Here is an 18379-nt window from a genome sequence, read left to right on the forward strand (position 1 = left end):
GACGGGTTGCACGAGAAAGCGTGTGATTAACGAAGAGGTGTTTCGGGTACTGGACTTAGACTGTTCTTGGGCAGGACCGACAAAAAGTGAAAAAAGTCGAAGACCGAGGCAGGATTTCAGATGCCAAGCCAGAATACATGTGTAGTAACCTTGCGCGGAGCCAGCAGCAGATATGTTGTTATGGATTCGCAGATACTTTTTTTTCAATTTGGGAGGCTTTTAAAAATGAACAAAACAGATCTGATTAACAACATTTCCACCAAAAGCGGTTTGACTAAAAAAGACGTTGAGTCCGTATTGAACGGCTTTTTGGGAGAAATTACAGATGCACTTGCCAGCGGAGACAAAGTACAACTGATCGGCTTTGGCACTTTTGAGACCCGCAAACGTTCCGGTCGTACCGGACGTAACCCGCAAACAGGGAATGAAATCGTGATTCCTGAGTCCACCGTTCCTGCGTTTAAAGCAGGTAACAAACTTAAAGAAGCCGTAAAATAATGCGTCTTGATAAATTCCTGAAGGTCTCCCGGCTGATCAAACGCCGCACTGTAGCAAAGGACGTCTCTGAACAGGGACGTGTGCTGGTGAACGGACGTGAAGCGAAGCCCAGCGCCGCTGTCAAAGTGGGCGATGAGCTGACGGTTCAGTTCGGTCAAAAGCTGGTCACTGTGAAGGTGGAACGTCTTGCCGAGAGTACCAAGAAGGATGAGGCGAGCAGCCTCTACACCTTGGTTAAGGAAGAGCCGATCGCCAAGGATAACGGGCTGAACTGGTAACAGGGATGCCCAATATACGTTTGTACCCATTCATTGCAAAATGAAGAGAAGCGCCTTTCCCGTACAGGGAAGGGCGTTTTTGTGTTGATCTGTTATCCAGACATTCGGTTTCATCCAACCTTGGTTCTATTCTGTACTTTTGATCCATAAGCTAGGGGTAAGAAGGAGGGGTACATGCCATGGTTGAGCAAAGTAAGATGAAACAGCATCATCTGAGCATGCAGAATCGGAAACTGCTGGATCTGACAGGTGTCTCCAATGTGGAGAGCTTCGACAGTGAGGAATTTTTGCTGCAAACTGAACTTGGGCATCTGACCATCCGGGGGCACAATTTACATATCAAAAACTTAAGCCTGGAGGACGGTTTATTATCCATCGAGGGCACTGTCAGCTCTCTTCAATACCTGGACCCCGGTTCCCAGTCGAAGAACAGTAAAGGCCTGTTCGGCAAGATGTTCCGATGAGTCCGGATACTCAATGGATCACATTGATGTGGATGCTAATGTCGGGAGCCGTGATGGGGATGGCCTACGACAGTTACCGGGTACTGTCCGGTCAGCTGCGGTTCCCGAGATGGAGCGTCCACACGTTAGATCTGTTGTATTGGGTCGCCTCCGCGCTGTTCGTCTTCCGGATGCTGTATGCCGGGAACCACGGACAGCTGCGGTTTTATGTCTTTTTGGGGCTGATTATAGGGGTTTGCTTCTATTTTTGGCTTTTAAGTGTTACAACTCAGCGTTTTGTGGTAATGTTAATTAAACTCGCAAGAACGCTGATTCATTGGTGTGGACATATCCTTAACATCCTGATCGTTATGCCCGCTAAAGGACTTTACAAGTTAGTGCGCGTATTATTTGGTTTTGTACTCGCCATACTGTTATTCCTGGGTAAGCTGGTGCTGCAATGTTTGGTACCTTTCGGCAAGTTGTTCCGCTGGATGTTTAGGCCAATCCTAAAACATTGGGTTACGCCACGCTTCCTGATCCGTGCGGGTTCAAGTATCGCAGCGATGTGGAAACGCTGGTTTTAAGGAGGTCCGATAATGGGTAAAACACCTATGAGCAAATCAAAAGTACAAGCAGGCCAAGGAAAATCTGCTGGTGCCAAAAGGCGTCTCATGCTCTGGATGACTTTTATGGTTGTGTTTATCATTTGGGCAGGGTATACGTTCCTTGTGCAGACTGCACAAATTTCGGACAAGAGTTCTCACCTGGCGGCACAGCAAGCTTCAAAGGAAGAAACAGAGAAGAAGCTGGATCAGTTGAAGTATGAAGTCAGCCGGTTGAAGGATCCCGAATACATAGGACAGCTGGCTCGAAAAAAAGGATACTATCTGCCTGAGGAAACACCAATTCAGGTTGAAGAGTCAGGGAACTGATGTAATTTGGCTCATTATCGAGCAAGGATTGTTATCTATATGTCTGAAGCCGTTATACCGGTAAAAATAGGCTGCCTTCAGGGGTAGTGCTCAGTTGACCTTGGTTTGCGGCATAAGGTATAATTAAATTAGCACAGCATTGATTTTGGCATTCAAAAAATCGGGTTGTATATTTTTAAGGGAGGATCATTTTATTCTATGGCAATTGAAGTGGGCACCAAGTTAGAGGGCAAGGTGACAGGCATCACGCATTTTGGAGCATTTGTGGATCTGTCAGGAGGTGTCACGGGTCTCGTTCACATCTCGGAAATCGCCGACAATTATGTCAAAGATGTCAACGACCACCTGAAGCTTAATGACCTCGTTACCGTTAAGGTCATCAACGTTGACAAGGATGGCAAGATTGGGCTTTCCATTAAGCAAGCTGTTGACAAACCGGTTGAGCAACAAACACAGTCCAGACCCCCAAGAGCTCCTAGACCGGAACGCAGTGGAGGAGATCGCGAACGATTCAGCGGCGGAGGCCCAAGTGGTGGCCAAGGTCGTGGCGGCGGTGGTGGTGGATTTAACCGTGACCGCGGAGGCCGTTCTTTCAAGCCCGCAGCAGGCAAACCTTCATTTGAGGATAAAATGTCACGCTTCCTGAAAGATAGCGAAGAACGGATTTCTTCGTTGAAGAAGAACACAGAAGGCAAACGTGGTGGCCGTGGAGCCAAGCGCGTTTAATCTGGTTCAACCTGATTTAAAATATAAGAAAAACCGTTAGCCTTGGGGCTGGCGGTTTTTTTGCGTTTGTTTTTAATTTTGGAGTTTAACGGGTCAGTTATAGACAATAGACCGGATTCTTAGCCTTTTTTGTAAAGTGAAGCTCCATATCCCCAGCTTTTCTGCACAGGAAAAAAGTACATAAGAACATTTGTCGTCTACCATTTTTTACCGACAGGTTTCCGTGGCATTCCACAGGTATCCTGCTCATATCGTGGCGAAGCCGAAGGGCTTCTAGTTCAAAATCAGACAAGCGCCTTGTCGGCGGGGGATCTGCCAAATGGATGAAACCACAATAAGGCCGGGGGATCCGCACCACCGCGCCGCATCTGTTTCTTTTGTCGTAAAGTTTTTGAAGCCTGCCCACCAATTCTGACAAACTACGTCTTCTATTCTATCTATAATCAGAACCATCGAGAACGAAACACGAAAATTAAATTAATCGAATGGGGTGCCTTGAGGATGATGGAAAAGTGGAATGTCATTCAATTTCCGGGAATGAAAGCTGGTAAAGGAGGTACGGAAGCTCGGGAGGAGCTGTCAGTACGTCTTAAGCAGTGGATTAGCTCCCGCAAGGCTGTCCAGATCGTTGCTGCACGTAAATGGGTGCTGCTTCTCACCTTTATGGGATTTTTGCTGGGCAAGGCCATGATTCTGAATGAATTATCGCCCTTTGCGATTGCTTACTTTGCGGTAATAGCCTTCATGCGCAGGGATTACATTATTCCGGTAGGTGCCGCGCTGCTGGCAGGCAGTCTCTTTGCCCCGTTTCCAGTTCCACTGATTGTTGCTTCGGAGATCGCCATCTTCTATCTGTTGTTCAGAGGACTGGAGTCTTATGACCGCGCTGAATTATCTTATGCGCCAACGATGGTGTTTACGACTACTTTTATGGTCAAGTTATTCGCCGTCGTGATAGGGCCGTCTTTCAGCTGGTACGCGATGCTGATGCTGACCATGGATTCCATACTCAGCTTCGTGCTCACCCTGGTTTTCATACAAGCCATACCGATCTTCACGTATCGCAAAAAAAAATTCAACCTAAAGAACGAGGAGATCCTCTGTCTAATCATCTTGCTGGCCTCCGTGATGACGGGAGCCGTGGGCTGGACGATTCAGTCCCTGTCCGTCGAGCATATGCTCTCCCGGTATCTCATTCTGATCTTTGCCCTGGTGGGCGGAGCCCCCCTGGGAGCCTCGGTTGGGGTCATTACTGGCCTCATTCTGAGTTTGGCCGACATGTCGGCGGTATATCAGATGAGTCTGCTTGCTTTTGCAGGCATGCTTGCGGGTATGCTCCGGGAGGGGAAACGTGCTGCGGTCGCGTTAGGTATGCTGCTGGGTTCCTCCATTCTATCCATCTATCTGGGTGGTCCGGGAGATGTCATGAACTCCTTATGGGAAACGTGTGCAGCCATCGTTCTGTTTATGCTGACGCCAAAAAGCATGCTGACGGCCATATCCAAATATGTTCCTGGTACACAGGATCACACAAAATCGCAGCATGAATATGCGAAGAGAATACGGGATGTCACCGCAGAACGGGTTACCCGCTTCTCGCAGGTATTCCGTCAGCTGTCACGCAGCTTCGATCAGATGTCCGGCGCGGGGGAGCCGGTACAGAACGAAGGCGGGATGGAGCATTTCATGAATGCCGTAGCCGAAGGGACATGTTCGGGTTGCTTTAAGAAGGCCCAATGCTGGGATGCGAAGTTTATTCAAACCTATAAATATATGACGGATGTGATGAGTTCCATTGAAGCCAACCCGGAGATGTCAGGCAAGCAGATTCCGGTGGAATGGAACAGGGTATGTGCGAAACCGGAGGAGGTACTTGAAGTGATGCGCGCCCAGTATGGTCTGCATCAACATAACATGCAATGGAAACGTCAGATTATAGATAGTCGACAGCTGGTTGCAGAGCAATTATCAGGAGTATCCCAGGTGATGGAGGACCTGGCGAAAGAAATTCAACGGGAAAGTGATGAGATGGTGCAGCAGGAGGAACAGATTCGGGATGCGCTTGAATCGTTGGGTCTGTCCATACATTCTATTGAAATCATTAATCTGGAAGCGGGGAATGTGGAGATTGAGATTGTTCATGCGTATACACGCGGATTTGACGAATGCCGGAAAATGATTGCTCCGCTGATCTCGGATGTACTGGACGAGCATATTGCCGTCTTGAATGAGACGATGCTCGATCCTCGCCAGGGGCTGGCGACAGTCACCTTTGGATCTGCCAAAACGTTTGAAATAACAACGGGTGTTGCTGCTGCTGCCAAAGGGGGAGATGTGATGTCCGGGGACAGCTTCAGTACGGTTGAACTCGGCAATGGTACATTTGCGGTTGCGCTTAGCGATGGCATGGGCAATGGGGAACGGGCACGGATGGAGAGCAGTGCTGCGCTAAATATACTGGAGCAGTTGTTACAGTCGGGCATGGATGAGAAGCTGGCGATCAAATCGGTGAATTCCGTTCTGCTGCTGCGTTCTCCTGAAGAAATGTATGCAACGGTCGATATGGCTCTGATCGATGAATATACGGCAGAGACCACATTTATGAAAATCGGCTCGACTCCAAGTTTTATTAAACGGGGGCAGGAGGTTATCCAGGTTTCGGCAAGCAATCTGCCGATTGGAATTATCAAAGATATTGAGGTGGATCTGGTAACCGTACAGCTTCAGCCAGGGGATGTTTTAATTATGATGACTGATGGCATCTATGACGCGCCGGGATATGCCGTCAATAAAGAGTTATGGATGAAGCGGCTCATTCAGGAAATTGATAGCGATGATCCTCAGGAGGTAGCAGACTGCCTGCTTGAAAGTGTTATTCGTTATCAGCAGCATGAGATCTATGATGATATGACTGTAATTGTAGGCAAAATAGAACATTATCGCCCGGAGTGGGCCACATTGAGAGTACCTGGAATAAGCCGGATGGAACGTCCGCGCACCGTCAGTTAATTGCATATTCCTCTGTTTGAAGTCTCTTCATTCTGGCAATGCTAGTCATAGAGTTGGAGAGTAACCCAAAACGGAGGGATATCGGATGAAACAAATCTTGTTGATCACCGACGGTTGTTCCAATGTAGGCACAAGCCCAGTTCTGGCTGCTGCGGAAGCGCGGGAAGAGGGAATTACGGTCAACGTGGTCGGTGTTATTGATTATGGAACTATTGGTGAGTTGGGCAGTCGGGAGATCGAGGATATTGCCAAAGCCGGAGGTGGAATCAGTCAGATCGTAGGCACAAGACAGCTTGCTCATACGATGCAGATGATGACAAGAAAAACGGTGGTTCAGACCATTCAACAGGCGGTTAATAGAGAATTAACACAAATTTTGGGAGAATACGAGCCGAAAACGGTAACAGACCTTGAACCGGCAAAACGTGCGCAGGTCGTTGAAGTGATGGATGATATGGCCGAGACAACACCACTTCAAGTCGTGCTTCTCATTGACGTAAGTGCCAGTATGAAGCCGAAGCTGGCTGCTGTGGAGGAAGGAATTCGGGATTTAATGCTTAGCTTGCAGGCACGTATGGGTCAGAGCCATCTTTCCGTCTTTCATTTTCCTGGACGACATAGCGGAGAAGAAGCTGTCATGGATATCGACTGGACAGTTGATCTGAGCCGTGTTCGTTCGCTATTTGGACGTTTGCAAATGAAGGGAGCGACGCCGACAGGTCCTGCGATTCAAAGGGTGATTGATTTTTACCGTTATGGTACACTGGAGGGACAGCAGGAAATAGAAGGGAACTATCGCATTGAAAGAGAAGGGATGCTCGGTGACAACGTTGTCTGACGCCTCTTTCCCGCCAGGAACAGTCATAACAGGGAAATGGAATCGCAGCCGTTATACGATTCGGAAGCTGCTGGGCAAAGGAGCCAACGGCATCGTTTTTCTTGTCCAGCGGGGTGAAAATGGCAAACATTATGCGCTTAAAATGGGATTTGACCCTGTAGATTTGCAATCGGAAATTAATGTGCTCAAATCTTTTCAATTACAGCGTAATCATGAGGCCCTTCGGCAGAGCGGTATTCCTTCCTATCTGAAAGATGTGGATGACTACGCCATTCGTGGTCGTGACATTCCCTTTTATGTGATGCGTTACGTTCGGGGGGAGTCTCTGCACCACTTTATTCGGCGACAGGGAACGGACTGGACACTTCTGGTTGGGCTCAGACTCTTGCAGAAGCTGGCTCAATTGCATCAGGCTGGATGGGTATTTGGCGATCTTAAACCCCAAAATGTACTGGTATCCGATTATGGGCAGGTAGAGCTTATCGACTATGGTGGAGTGACTTCAATTGGCCGGAGCGTTAAGCAGTTCACGGAATGGTATGATCGCGGATTCTGGAATGCCGGTAGCCGGACAGCAGATGGAACCTATGATGTGTTTGCTTTTGCGTTATTACTCATTCATGTACTTGAAGCCGATGCACTCAAAGCGCTGGCTGCAGAAGGATTACCACAACTTCGAAGTGTGAACCAGCTCACAGCCCTCGTGGAGCGCAGCGAACGCCTGCGTCCATTTCGAAACTGGACCATTCAGGCATTACGAGGTCAGTTTCAGGATGCGGGACACGCGGCTAAAGTCTGGAAAGAGATGATGGCACGCCCTTCTCCTCTTCGTCGCCGTTCCAAAAGTACTACACCGCGTTGGCTCAAAAATGCATTTGCTGTATCCGTTATATTACTTATTGGGGTACTCATCTATGCACTGCGATTCTGACCTGTGAGCGTGCATATACATAACGTAAGGAATGAGGAACAGGTATGGAGGCTTTACGCTGGAACAAGCTGGTGAATAACGTGCTGGATGCAGCGGAAGAGCATCAGTTATGGGTTCCCGGGGATCGGATTGTCGTCGCAGTATCGGGCGGGCCGGACTCGGTAGCTTTTTTGCATATCATGCATGAGATCAGTATCAGGCATGTCCCGCTGGAATTGATTTGCGCCCATGTACATCATGGGTTTCGGAGTGAATCCGATCATGAAGCCGAGATGATGAAGGAACTTGCACACCGGCTTGGCATTGCCTTTGAATGGGTGAAGGCCGATGTACCTTCTTATATGAAGCTTACCGGTCAAGGTCCTCAAGAGGCTGCGCGCAACAAGCGATATGCGTTTTTGCATGAAGTGGCAGCCAAATATGATGCGGCGAGCATTGCACTGGCCCATCATGCCGATGATCAGGCAGAAACCGTGATGCTCCATTTGCTGCGTGGTAGTGGTCTTTCCGGTCTCGCGGGAATGAAGTTTAAAAGGCGAGAAAAAAATGTGGAACTTATTCGTCCATGCCTTCGTATAAACAAGACAGACCTTGTAGAAGCTTGTAATAACCAGGGTTTTCTGTATTTTAATGATGAAAGCAATTCCCTGCGTAAATATCGGCGTAATGCCATTCGCTTGGATGTGCTTCCTTTTTTGGGGCAATATAATGGACAGTTGACGCCGTCTTTGAATCGACTTGCCGAAATTGTGGGTGATGAAGACGATTTCATGGAACAAGGTGCATATGACGCATACAGGTGTCTAGTGCAGGCGAACGGCGGAAGGCTAACCTTTGAGGTGCCTTCCTTTTTGAAGTTACATGTCGCTTTACAACGAAGGTTGATTAAACTAATATTGAATTATCTGCCTTTGGACAGTGATTTTGTCGACTTTACCCGTATTGAAACCATTCGCCGCAAGGTTATTCAGCCTGATGCGACGACCTGGAGCCTGGATATAGGACAGACACTCGCCTGCACCCGGGAGTATGATCTGATTTCTTTCGGCATACGGACTGACGTACAGGATCAATCTTACGAATATCGTCTTGCTCAATGGAGCGGAACTTATGAGCTTTCTCTCGCGGAAATCGACCGGCATGTTCGGCTCGTTCCGATGAGTCCCGAGGACTATCATGTACCGGAATCGGCGAATCATGCCGCATTTGATGCGGATCAACTGCTTATGCCGCTGGTTGTGCGTTCACGGTTACCTGGAGATACCATGAAAGTGATGGGATTAAACGGAAGCAAAAAGGTGAAAAATATTTTCATCGATGAGAAAATTCCCCCTTCTGTCCGTTCACGGGTTCCCGTGGTATGTGATGGAGCAGGCAATATCATCTGGTTACCGGGTGTTCGCCGGTCTAGTGTAGCTCCTGTCAGGGAGGATACTTCCGCAATCCTGTACATGACTGTAGGCGATTCAGCGATTCAGGGGTAGTGGTTATGGTTCAGGTAAGGCTTTCATATGTATAACTTAGGAGGTTCGCACAGTTGCAGAACGACATTCAGGAAGTATTGATCAGTGAAGAAGAAATTCAGAGTAAAATCAAGGAATTAGGCGCAACAATAAGTGCCGAATATGCAAATCGCAATCCTTTGGTCATTTGTGTGCTCAAGGGTGCGTTTATATTTATGGCTGATTTGGTTAAAAACATTACGGTACCTGTTGAGATGGATTTCATGGCAGTATCGAGCTATGGCGCTTCCACCAAATCATCTGGCGTGGTTAAAATCATTAAGGATCTGGATGAATCCGTTGAGGGACGCGAAGTTCTAATTGTAGAGGACATTATTGATAGTGGACTCACGCTCAGTTATCTGATCGAACTCTTGCAGAACCGCGGCGCTGAATCCGTCCGTGTGGTTACGCTATTTGACAAGCCTTCAGGTCGCAAAGTCGAACTTGAAGCCCATTACACCGGCTTTGACATTCCGGATGCATTCATCGTTGGTTACGGCCTCGATTATGCCGAGAAGTACCGGAACCTCCCTTATATCGGGATTCTGAAACCGGAAGTTTACAGTAACTAATGCTAAAGCTAGTTCCAAGCCCATATCTGTTGGTGGCTTCTGTTGAGAAGCTATGTCGGGCTATGTTAAAATAATTAAAGTGTCTCGAGAGGAGGTAGGGGATGAATCGGTTCATCCGGAATTCTGGTTTTTATTTGATTCTTTTTTTAGTTGTGGTGGGGATAGTCCAGTTCGTCAGCAATGGCGGCGAAGCCACCGATAATCCTAGATATGATCAGTTGCGCACGGCGATCAAGGCCAATAACATCTCTGAATTGACGGTTCAATTCAACGGTCAGACGTACCTCGTGACCGGTCAATACAGGGAGAAGCCTGACGGAGCCAAATCAGAAAATTTCTCAACGTATATTCCTCCTACGGATGAGGCAATTAGTGAGCTTGTAGTTGCAAGCGAAACAAACAAATTCCAATATCATCAGGAACCTATGAAAGGTGACAGCATCTGGTTGACGTTGCTGACTTCCTTTATTCCTTTGATCATTATGTTCCTGCTGTTCTTCTTCCTGTTTAATCAGGCTCAAGGCGGCGGCGGTAAAGTAATGAACTTTGGTAAAAGCCGTGCCCGTCTTTATAACGAAGAGAAGAAACGGATTACGTTTGAAGATGTTGCGGGTGCTGACGAAGAGAAGCAGGAGCTTGTTGAAGTCGTGGACTTCCTCAAGGATCCTCGTAAATTCGCAGCAGTAGGTGCACGAATTCCTAAAGGCGTATTGCTTGTAGGTCCTCCGGGTACAGGTAAAACCTTGCTCGCTCGTGCTGTTGCCGGTGAAGCAGGTGTACCATTCTTCAGCATTTCCGGTTCTGACTTCGTTGAAATGTTTGTCGGTGTCGGTGCATCTCGTGTACGTGACTTGTTTGAAAATGCGAAGAAAAACGCCCCATGTATCATCTTTATCGATGAAATTGATGCTGTAGGACGTCAGCGTGGTGCTGGTCTTGGTGGTGGTCACGACGAACGTGAACAAACACTCAACCAGTTGCTCGTTGAAATGGATGGTTTCGGAGCCAATGAAGGTATTATCATCGTTGCAGCTACGAACCGTGCAGACATTCTGGACCCTGCCTTGCTGCGTCCAGGCCGTTTTGACCGTCAAATTACGGTTGATCGCCCTGACGTGAGAGGTCGTGAAGCCGTTCTGAAAGTACACTCACGCAACAAGCCACTTACCAAAGATGTGAAGCTGGACATCATTGCGAAGCGTACTACGGGATTCTCCGGTGCAGATTTGGAAAATCTCCTGAATGAAGCGGCATTGATTGCGGCACGTCGTAATCGTAGAGATATTTCCATGAAAGAAGTTGACGAGGCGATCGACCGTGTCATCGTTGGTACGGAGAAGAAAAGCCGTGTTATCAGTGACCGCGAGAAACGTATTGTTGCTTATCATGAAGCAGGCCATACCATTGTAGGTTACTTCCTGGAACATGCCGATATGGTACATAAAGTTACCATTATTCCGCGCGGACGTGCGGGTGGATATGTAATCATGTTGCCAAAAGAAGATCGTATGCTTGTTACCAAGCAAGAATTGCTGGACAAAATTACTGGACTCCTTGGCGGCCGTGTTTCCGAAGAACTGTTTATCGGTGAAATCGGTACGGGTGCATACAGTGACTTCCAACAAGCGACGGGTATTGTCCGTAGCATGGTTATGGAGTACGGTATGAGTGAGAAGCTGGGACCTATGCAGTTCGGTAGTTCGCAGGGACAGGTATTCCTGGGTCGTGATATCGGTCACGAACAGAATTACTCGGATTCCATTGCTTACGAGATCGATCAGGAAATGCAACGCTTCATTAATGAATGTTATGAGAAGTGTAAAGATTTGCTTGTCAAACATTCAAAAGAAGTACATCTGATCGCTCAAACGTTGCTGGAAGTGGAGACATTGGAAATGGATCAGATCAAGCAATTGATCGAAACAGGTTCCCTGACTCCAAAAGAAGAGAACAGCAACGATGGAGAAGGTACGCCTAGTGAAGGCGGAGAGGCGATCATCGACAACATCGGTGATGTGCGCGTCCGTATCCAAGGCAAAGATGAAACGCCTGAACCACCAGCCGGAGATATTCCTAACGAAGCTCCGAATCTGGACAAAGGAAGCAGCAATGACCCGGATGATGGTGGGACGAAGCCAACATCTTAATTTATAACAACCATCTGTCTATAGTGACAGCTGACAAAGAGAGCCCGCGGGCTCTCTTTTTTTATGGATTAATTCAAATTGTAGAGATAATGATAACCGGGAGCTTTAGGGCGTACTACGTAGGAAATGGGCGGTTATGCCCTTGTTCTGGGGCGTTTTCATTTATTGACAGAGTCGTGAACGTTGTGTACATTAGGTGTTAAACCGCTTGTGATTCGTTTCTCAAGCGAAAATAACGACTTGGATTTGCCATATGAAACAGCGTATGAGGCTGTCCCGATAAGGAGAGGATCACAGGTGGAAGCTCTGGCTTTAGAGCGCAAGGCTGAGATGAACCGGGAGCTGCGCGAGCGGCTGATGGAGTTGAAGAAGGAACGGAATGCCATTATTCTAGCCCATTATTATCAACGTGACGAGGTGCAGGAGGTCGCTGACTTCCGGGGGGATTCATTCCTGTTGGCTCAGAAGGCAGCTCAAACCGATGCGGATGTTATCGTTTTCTGTGGGGTTCATTTTATGGGTGAAAGCGCTAAAATTCTTGCTCCTAACAAAACAGTGATTATCCCTGACGAGCGTGCAGGCTGCCCGATGGCAGACATGGTGAACGTTGAAGGCTTACGTAAATTGAAAGCACAGCACCCGAATGCCAAAGTTGTAACGTACATCAATTCCTCAGCTGAGATCAAGGCAGAGACCGACATCTGTTGTACATCGGCCAATGCTGTCAGAGTCATTCAATCTGTTGATTCCGATGAAATCATCTGGGTGCCAGATAAAAATCTGGGACATTATGTGCAACAACATACAGACAAGAAAATGATTATCTGGGAAGGTTACTGCAATACCCACGATATGCTGACAGTCAAAGACGTGGTTGAGATGAGAGCGAAGCATCCTAATGCCGAGTTCGTTGTTCACCCGGAATGTCGTCCTGAAGTTGTCGAGATGGGTGATTTCGTAGGTAGTACAACCGCCATTCTGGAATATTGTAAGAATTCGTCCGCTAAGGAATTTATCGTAGGCACCGAAGATGGTACAGGATACCAGCTGCGTCTGGATAGCCCGGATAAACAATTCCACTTTGCTACCAAGTTCCTCGTATGTCCGAACATGAAGGTTAACAACTTGAAAAAGCTGGTTAAATGTCTGGAAACGATGAAGCCGCAAATTTACGTGCCACCAGCCGTTGCCGACAAAGCCAGAGAATCACTAGAGCGCATGTTACTGGTGAAGTAGCATGCGCTACTCTTGCTCCAAGACAGGTGAAATAACATGATACCGCAATATTTAGTGGATTTTGATCTGTCCGCGCTGCCGATGGTGGAGACGGATGTGCTGGTTATTGGTTCAGGCATTGCTGGTTTGTTTACTGCGATCAAGGCGAGCGAGCAACGCAGTGTATTGATGATCACGAAGAAGTCGTTACTGGAAAGTAACACCCGGTATGCGCAGGGGGGCATTGCTGCGGTTATTGCTGAGGATGATTCACCTGCCTACCATTTGCAGGATACACTTGTTGCAGGAGCGGGATTATGCCGCTCCGAAGCAGTAGAAGCATTGGTGAACGAGGGCCCGGACGGAGTGAAGGAACTGATTCGTCTGGGTACTTTGTTTGATCTGGAGAACGGCGAGTTGGCGTTGACGCAGGAGGGTGCGCACAGCCACCGCCGTATTTTGCATGCCAATGGGGATGCAACGGGATATGAGATTGTACGTGCGCTGGCTGCACAGGCGAATGAACACCCTGGAGTTGAAGTGTGGGATGAGCATTTTGTCATTGACCTGATTACAGAGCAGGGAGAATGTATAGGTGCGTTGGTTCAGAAGGCTGATGGTTCGCAAGTATTTGTGAAGGCAGAGGCAACCGTACTATGCTCTGGCGGGGCTGGGCAATTGTATCGATACACGACTAATCCGGAAGTGGCCACTGCAGATGGTGTGGCGATGGCCTATCGTGCCGGAGCAGTTGTCCGGGACATGGAGTTTATTCAGTTCCACCCCACCTCCCTTTGTTATCCAGGGGCACCACGTTTCCTGGTGTCCGAGGCTGTACGTGGCGAAGGAGCCTATTTGCGTAATGTGAAAGGCGAGCGCTTCATGGAACGGTATCATGCACAGCTTGAACTGGCACCCCGTGATATCGTAGCCCGGGCTATCGTCAGTGAAATGGAATCGACGAACAGTACATTTGTATATCTTGATATCACTCATGAGCCGACAGAGATGATTAAACATCGGTTTCCTACCATCTATGAGACTTGCATGCGTTATGGGCTGGATATGACAACAGACTGGATTCCAGTCGCACCTGCTGCACATTACATGATGGGCGGAGTGAAGACGGATCTTAGCGGAGAGAGCAGCATCGGCAGGTTATTTGCCTGTGGGGAAGTATCTTCTACAGGAGTACATGGAGCTAATCGGCTGGCGAGTAACTCTCTGTCCGAAGCAATTGTATTTGGACGGAGAATCGTTGATCGTATTCAATCCCTTCCTCCGCTTGCTTCACTGCATACAAGGGTTCCCACATCAACAAGCATTCGCAGGGGAATACAGGAAGAGCAGAACCCGGTGTCCGAAAGACGCTTGCGTCTGCAAAAAATGATGGTGCGTCAGGTGGGGCTGCGCCGGAATGGCGCAAACCTGCAAGGAGCGTTGGAGAAACTGCAACAGGAATTGCATTTTTTTGATCAGAAGTTTACTCACAAAGAAGAGATGGAATATGCCAACCTGTTGACCTGTGCCTGGTTGGTTACCACGGGAGCATTACACCGTGAGGAAAGTCGGGGAGCCCACTACCGTGAGGATTTCCCGCAGCGTGACGATGCCGTGTGGCAGAAGCATAGTCTGCAGCAGCGAGAACAAGCGATTGTGGAGGAATTGATGTCATGATACTGAACGGATATAATGAAGGACTCATCGTATCAATCAAAAACTGGCTTCGTGAGGATGTCGGTGCAGGGGATGTTACCACAAGTGTGACGATTCCCGCTGGCAGTCAGTCCAAAGCTGTTATACATGCCAAAGACAATGGGATCATTGCAGGAATTACGGTAGCAGAACTTGTGTTTCAGGTAGTGGATCCCAGCCTTGTGTTCACACCGATGGTAAAAGACGGTGATACAGTTACGCATGGTACGATATTGGCTGAGGTAGAAGGCAGCACACATAGCTTGCTTACAGGAGAGCGCTTGGCTCTTAACCTGCTGCAGCGCATGTCGGGTGTCGCTACCCGCACACGTACTTATGTGGATGCGTTGGAAGGCCTTTCTACACGACTGGTCGACACTCGTAAAACAACACCGGGACACCGCTTGCTTGAAAAATATGCAGTGCGGGTTGGTGGCGGAGCAAATCATCGATTCGGCCTCTATGATGCGGTCATGATTAAAGATAACCACATTAAGGGTGCAGGCGGGATTACCGAAGCAGTACAGCGTGCACGAGCCGTCATTCCTCATACGATGACCATTGAAGTGGAGACCGAAAACCTGGAACAGGTCAGAGAAGCCTTGCAGGCTGGAGCAGATATCATTATGCTGGATAACATGCACCCAGATCGGATGCGTGAGGCTGTTGCTCTTATTCGTGAGCAGGCTCCGCATGTGAAGGTTGAGGCATCGGGCAACGTCTCGCTAAATACCATTCGTGGTATTGCTGAGAGCGGAGTGGATGTAATTTCAGTTGGCAGGTTAACCTACTCTTTTGAGAGCCTGGATATCAGCCTGGATTTAAACGAAAAGAAAGAGGGGTGAACCTCTTTGATTCTTGTGGTAGACGTGGGCAACAGCAACATCGTCCTCGGCGTGTATCAGGGCCGAGAGTTGCTCCACCATTTTCGCCTGAGCACATCCCGTCAGTCGACAGTGGATGAATACGGCGTATTGATTTATAATTTATTTCATATGTCGGGTATTTCAACACGCGACATTGAAGGTGTGATCATCTCATCGGTGGTTCCGCCACTGGTGAATGTGATTGAAGCCATGTGTGAGAAATACGTAGGCAAAAAACCGTTACTCGTTGGGCCTGGTATAAGAACCGGCCTGAACCTGCGGTATGAGAATCCGCGTGAAGTTGGCGCGGATCGCATTGTTAATGCAGTAGCAGCCGTCGAGAAGTATGGCGGCCCTCTCGTTGTAGTCGATTTCGGTACAGCGACCACATTTGACTGTATTGACGAGAAAGGAAATTATCTGGGCGGGGCTATTGTACCCGGCATCCATATCGCAACCGAAGCGCTCTATGAACGAGCATCCAAACTGCCTCGCATTGAACTGGAGAAGCCCAAGAAAGTTATTGGTCGCAACACCATTCATGCCATGCAGGCCGGCATTATTTATGGTTATGCAGGACAGGTGGACGGCATTGTGGAGCGTATTCGCGAGGAAATGGGAGCCAAACCCAGAGTCATTGCAACCGGAGGCCTTGCCAAGCTGATTGCAGAAGAAACACGCAGCATCGATGAAGTGGATCCGCTGCTTACGCTTGAAGGGCTGCGTATCGTTTATGAGCGGAACCGGGAAAGGTAAGAACAGAGACGGCAAACAGCGGGCTGGGAATACAGTCGTATATGTTATGCCGTTTTTTCTATAACTGGCAATTACGCCAAAGGAGGCTGAATGACTTGGAAAACAACAACAAGCAAGACCGGTTAATTCGCGGTACAGCAATGAATGGACGAGTTAGAGCCTTTGCTGTGCAGACGACGGAACTGGTTGAGGAACTGCGCAGAAGACATGATACGTTTCCCACGGCTACAGCTGCTATGGGGCGTACGGTTACAGCAGCAGCCATTATGGGTGCTATGCTTAAGGGAGAAGAGAAGCTGACTATTCAGGTCAAAGGCGATGGTCCCATTGGACAGGTTGTTGCCGATGCTAATGCGAAGGGTGAAGTACGTGGCTATGTAAGCAATCCGCATGTCCATCTGCCGAGCAATAGTATGGGCAAACTGGACGTTGCTGGCGCGGTCGGAACAGAAGGATTCGTGAACGTAACCAAGGATCTGGGGCTGAAAGAGCCTTATCGCGGCAGTGTACCGATTATTTCGGGAGAACTTGGTGAAGACTTTACGTACTATTTTGCCAAATCGGAGCAGACGCCTTCTGCCGTAGGTGTTGGCGTACTGGTGGATACCGACAATTCGGTGATTGTAGCCGGTGGATTCATTGTTCAGCTGCTGCCAGGTTTGATGGATGATGAGATTACCGTGATTGAAAAGGCCATCGGTACAATGCCGCAGGTAACATCGCTGCTGGATGAGGGACATGGACTGGAGGAGTTACTTCGCCGCGTACTGCCGGATGTACAGATCATGGACGAAATGGATATTCATTTCCACTGTGAGTGTTCACGTGAGCGGGTAGAGAAAACGTTGATCAGTCTGGGTCAATCGGAAATGGAACAATTGATTGAGGAAGAAGGCCAGGCTGAAGTGGTCTGCCAATTCTGTAACGAAGCTTACGATTTTAACAAGGAACAACTTGAGACCATTCTAGAGCAAGCCAAGAACTGATTCTATGCGGGGACGGGACGCGGAATGACAAGACAGGAAAAAGGGTTATGGACGGCTGTAATTGTCTTGACGCTTGGAATGCTGGTGATGGGTTCGGTTATGATTGTGCAAGGGTTGCGGACTGGACGTGATGGGGCAGATTCCCCTCAGGATGCCAATCAGGAAGATGGAAGTGCTGTAGCAACAATTAATGGCGAGGTCATCACGGACAAGGAATGGACTGAAGCCTTGAAACGGCGTTATGGCAGTGAATTGCTGCTCCAGATGCTCAACCGCAAAGCTGTCTATGCAGAAGCGGTGGACCGTAATCTGACGGTAAGTCCCAAGGAAATTGCGAAAGAAATTGCTGCAGCCATGGATGGATATGACTCGGAGAAGGCTTATTTTGACGAAATGCAGTCCCAGCTCGGTTTATCCAGGCAGGATCTTGAGTTGGAGGCGGGATACCGACTTCTGCTTGAGAAAATTGCCACAAGCGGTATCCAGATCAAGGATGCAGATATCGAGCGTTATTGGAACGAACACCATGAAGACTATGTTTCACCGGAGAAATACGATCTGTCTATCATTGTGTTGAAGGAAGAGGAACAAGCAGAATCGGTACTGGATGAGCTCGACAAGGGAGCAGACTTTGAAGAAACTGCACGCAGTGAATCGACGGACAGCTATTCTCGCGATGCGGGCGGGCGGCTGGGCTGGATTGAGCAGAATGATCCGTTCCAGTCCGAAGAAATTCTCAAACTTGCCGCTCAACTGGACGTTGGCGATGTTGCAGGACCAGTGAAGGTGGAAGAGGGCTACGCCATCATTAAAGTGAACGACAAACAAGAGCGTCAGGTGCAACCTGCAGAAGAGGTCCGCGAAGAGATTCGGATGCAGCTGGCTCTGAGCCAGGCTGATCCGCTGCCCCAGGTGGAGGAAAGGCTGCGCAACAAGTATGAAGCTGTCGTCATCGCTGAGATTCCAGCATCCTGAATCC

Annotated in this window: 18 protein-coding genes; all 18 read left to right on the top strand. The window is 48.6% G+C overall.

Annotation, left to right across the window (positions count from 1 at the left end; genetic code table 11):
* Positions 1-225: 225 nt before the first annotated feature.
* The 18 genes from P364_RS0130090 to P364_RS0130175 all read left to right on the top strand — a co-directional run bounded on the left by P364_RS0130090 (position 226) and on the right by P364_RS0130175 (position 18375).
* Entirely contained in the window at positions 226-498 is a 273-nt protein-coding gene (locus P364_RS0130090) for an HU family DNA-binding protein (RefSeq protein WP_017691362.1), read from the top strand.
* The gene (locus tag P364_RS0130095; protein ID WP_024633720.1) at positions 498-776 is read left to right on the top strand and encodes an RNA-binding S4 domain-containing protein; all 279 of its coding nucleotides are present in this window, start codon (positions 498-500) and stop codon (positions 774-776) included. Before P364_RS0130090 ends, P364_RS0130095 begins: the two co-directional genes overlap by 1 nt.
* A 179-nt stretch (positions 777-955) precedes the next feature.
* A complete protein-coding gene (gene yabP / locus P364_RS0130100) occupies positions 956-1240 on the top strand; it encodes a sporulation protein YabP (protein ID WP_024633721.1) in 285 nt (94 codons plus the stop codon).
* A complete protein-coding gene (gene yabQ, locus P364_RS0130105; protein WP_024633722.1) occupies positions 1237-1806 on the top strand; it encodes a spore cortex biosynthesis protein YabQ in 570 nt (189 codons plus the stop codon). Before yabP ends, yabQ begins: the two co-directional genes overlap by 4 nt.
* A 12-nt stretch (positions 1807-1818) precedes the next feature.
* Entirely contained in the window at positions 1819-2154 is a 336-nt protein-coding gene (locus P364_RS0130110; protein ID WP_024633723.1) for an FtsB family cell division protein, read from the top strand.
* Between the two features lie 198 nt (positions 2155-2352).
* Positions 2353-2880 (top strand): S1 domain-containing RNA-binding protein, encoded by a 528-nt coding sequence (locus P364_RS0130115; RefSeq protein ID WP_024633724.1) that lies wholly within the window; start codon positions 2353-2355, stop codon positions 2878-2880.
* A 501-nt stretch (positions 2881-3381) separates the two neighbouring features.
* On the top strand, positions 3382-5889 hold the full coding sequence (gene spoIIE, locus P364_RS0130120; RefSeq protein WP_024633725.1) for a stage II sporulation protein E: 2508 nt from the start codon (positions 3382-3384) through the stop codon (positions 5887-5889).
* 85 nt (positions 5890-5974) lie between these two features.
* Positions 5975-6727: a VWA domain-containing protein gene (locus P364_RS0130125; RefSeq protein ID WP_024633726.1), complete on the top strand. Its 753-nt coding sequence runs from the start codon at positions 5975-5977 to the stop codon at positions 6725-6727.
* Complete coding sequence (locus tag P364_RS0130130; protein WP_024633727.1) at positions 6711-7658, top strand: serine/threonine protein kinase; 948 nt, start codon at positions 6711-6713, stop codon at positions 7656-7658. The genes P364_RS0130125 and P364_RS0130130 overlap by 17 nt, the downstream gene beginning before the upstream one ends.
* 44 nt (positions 7659-7702) lie before the next feature.
* Entirely contained in the window at positions 7703-9142 is a 1440-nt protein-coding gene (tilS, locus tag P364_RS0130135) for a tRNA lysidine(34) synthetase TilS (RefSeq protein WP_024633728.1), read from the top strand.
* A 53-nt stretch (positions 9143-9195) separates the two neighbouring features.
* Complete coding sequence (gene hpt / locus P364_RS0130140) at positions 9196-9735, top strand: hypoxanthine phosphoribosyltransferase (RefSeq protein WP_024633729.1); 540 nt, start codon at positions 9196-9198, stop codon at positions 9733-9735.
* A gap of 101 nt (positions 9736-9836) precedes the next feature.
* Positions 9837-11882, top strand: coding sequence for an ATP-dependent zinc metalloprotease FtsH (gene ftsH, locus P364_RS0130145; RefSeq protein ID WP_024633730.1), 2046 nt, complete (start codon positions 9837-9839; stop codon positions 11880-11882).
* A 297-nt stretch (positions 11883-12179) separates the two neighbouring features.
* On the top strand, positions 12180-13118 hold the full coding sequence (nadA, locus tag P364_RS0130150; RefSeq protein ID WP_024633731.1) for a quinolinate synthase NadA: 939 nt from the start codon (positions 12180-12182) through the stop codon (positions 13116-13118).
* Positions 13119-13154: 36 nt separating this feature from the next.
* Entirely contained in the window at positions 13155-14774 is a 1620-nt protein-coding gene (gene nadB, locus P364_RS0130155; protein ID WP_024633732.1) for an L-aspartate oxidase, read from the top strand.
* On the top strand, positions 14771-15637 hold the full coding sequence (gene nadC, locus P364_RS0130160; RefSeq protein ID WP_024633733.1) for a carboxylating nicotinate-nucleotide diphosphorylase: 867 nt from the start codon (positions 14771-14773) through the stop codon (positions 15635-15637). Before nadB ends, nadC begins: the two co-directional genes overlap by 4 nt.
* A gap of 6 nt (positions 15638-15643) precedes the next feature.
* Positions 15644-16414 (top strand): type III pantothenate kinase, encoded by a 771-nt coding sequence (locus P364_RS0130165; protein WP_024633734.1) that lies wholly within the window; start codon positions 15644-15646, stop codon positions 16412-16414.
* Positions 16415-16509: 95 nt separating this feature from the next.
* Complete coding sequence (gene hslO, locus P364_RS0130170) at positions 16510-17400, top strand: Hsp33 family molecular chaperone HslO (protein WP_024633735.1); 891 nt, start codon at positions 16510-16512, stop codon at positions 17398-17400.
* 24 nt (positions 17401-17424) lie between these two features.
* A complete protein-coding gene (locus P364_RS0130175; protein WP_024633736.1) occupies positions 17425-18375 on the top strand; it encodes a peptidyl-prolyl cis-trans isomerase in 951 nt (316 codons plus the stop codon).
* Positions 18376-18379: the final 4 nt, after the last annotated feature.

Source organism: Paenibacillus sp. MAEPY2 (assembly GCF_000499205.1).
GTDB classification, from domain to species: Bacteria; Bacillota; Bacilli; order Paenibacillales; family Paenibacillaceae; genus Paenibacillus; species Paenibacillus vandeheii.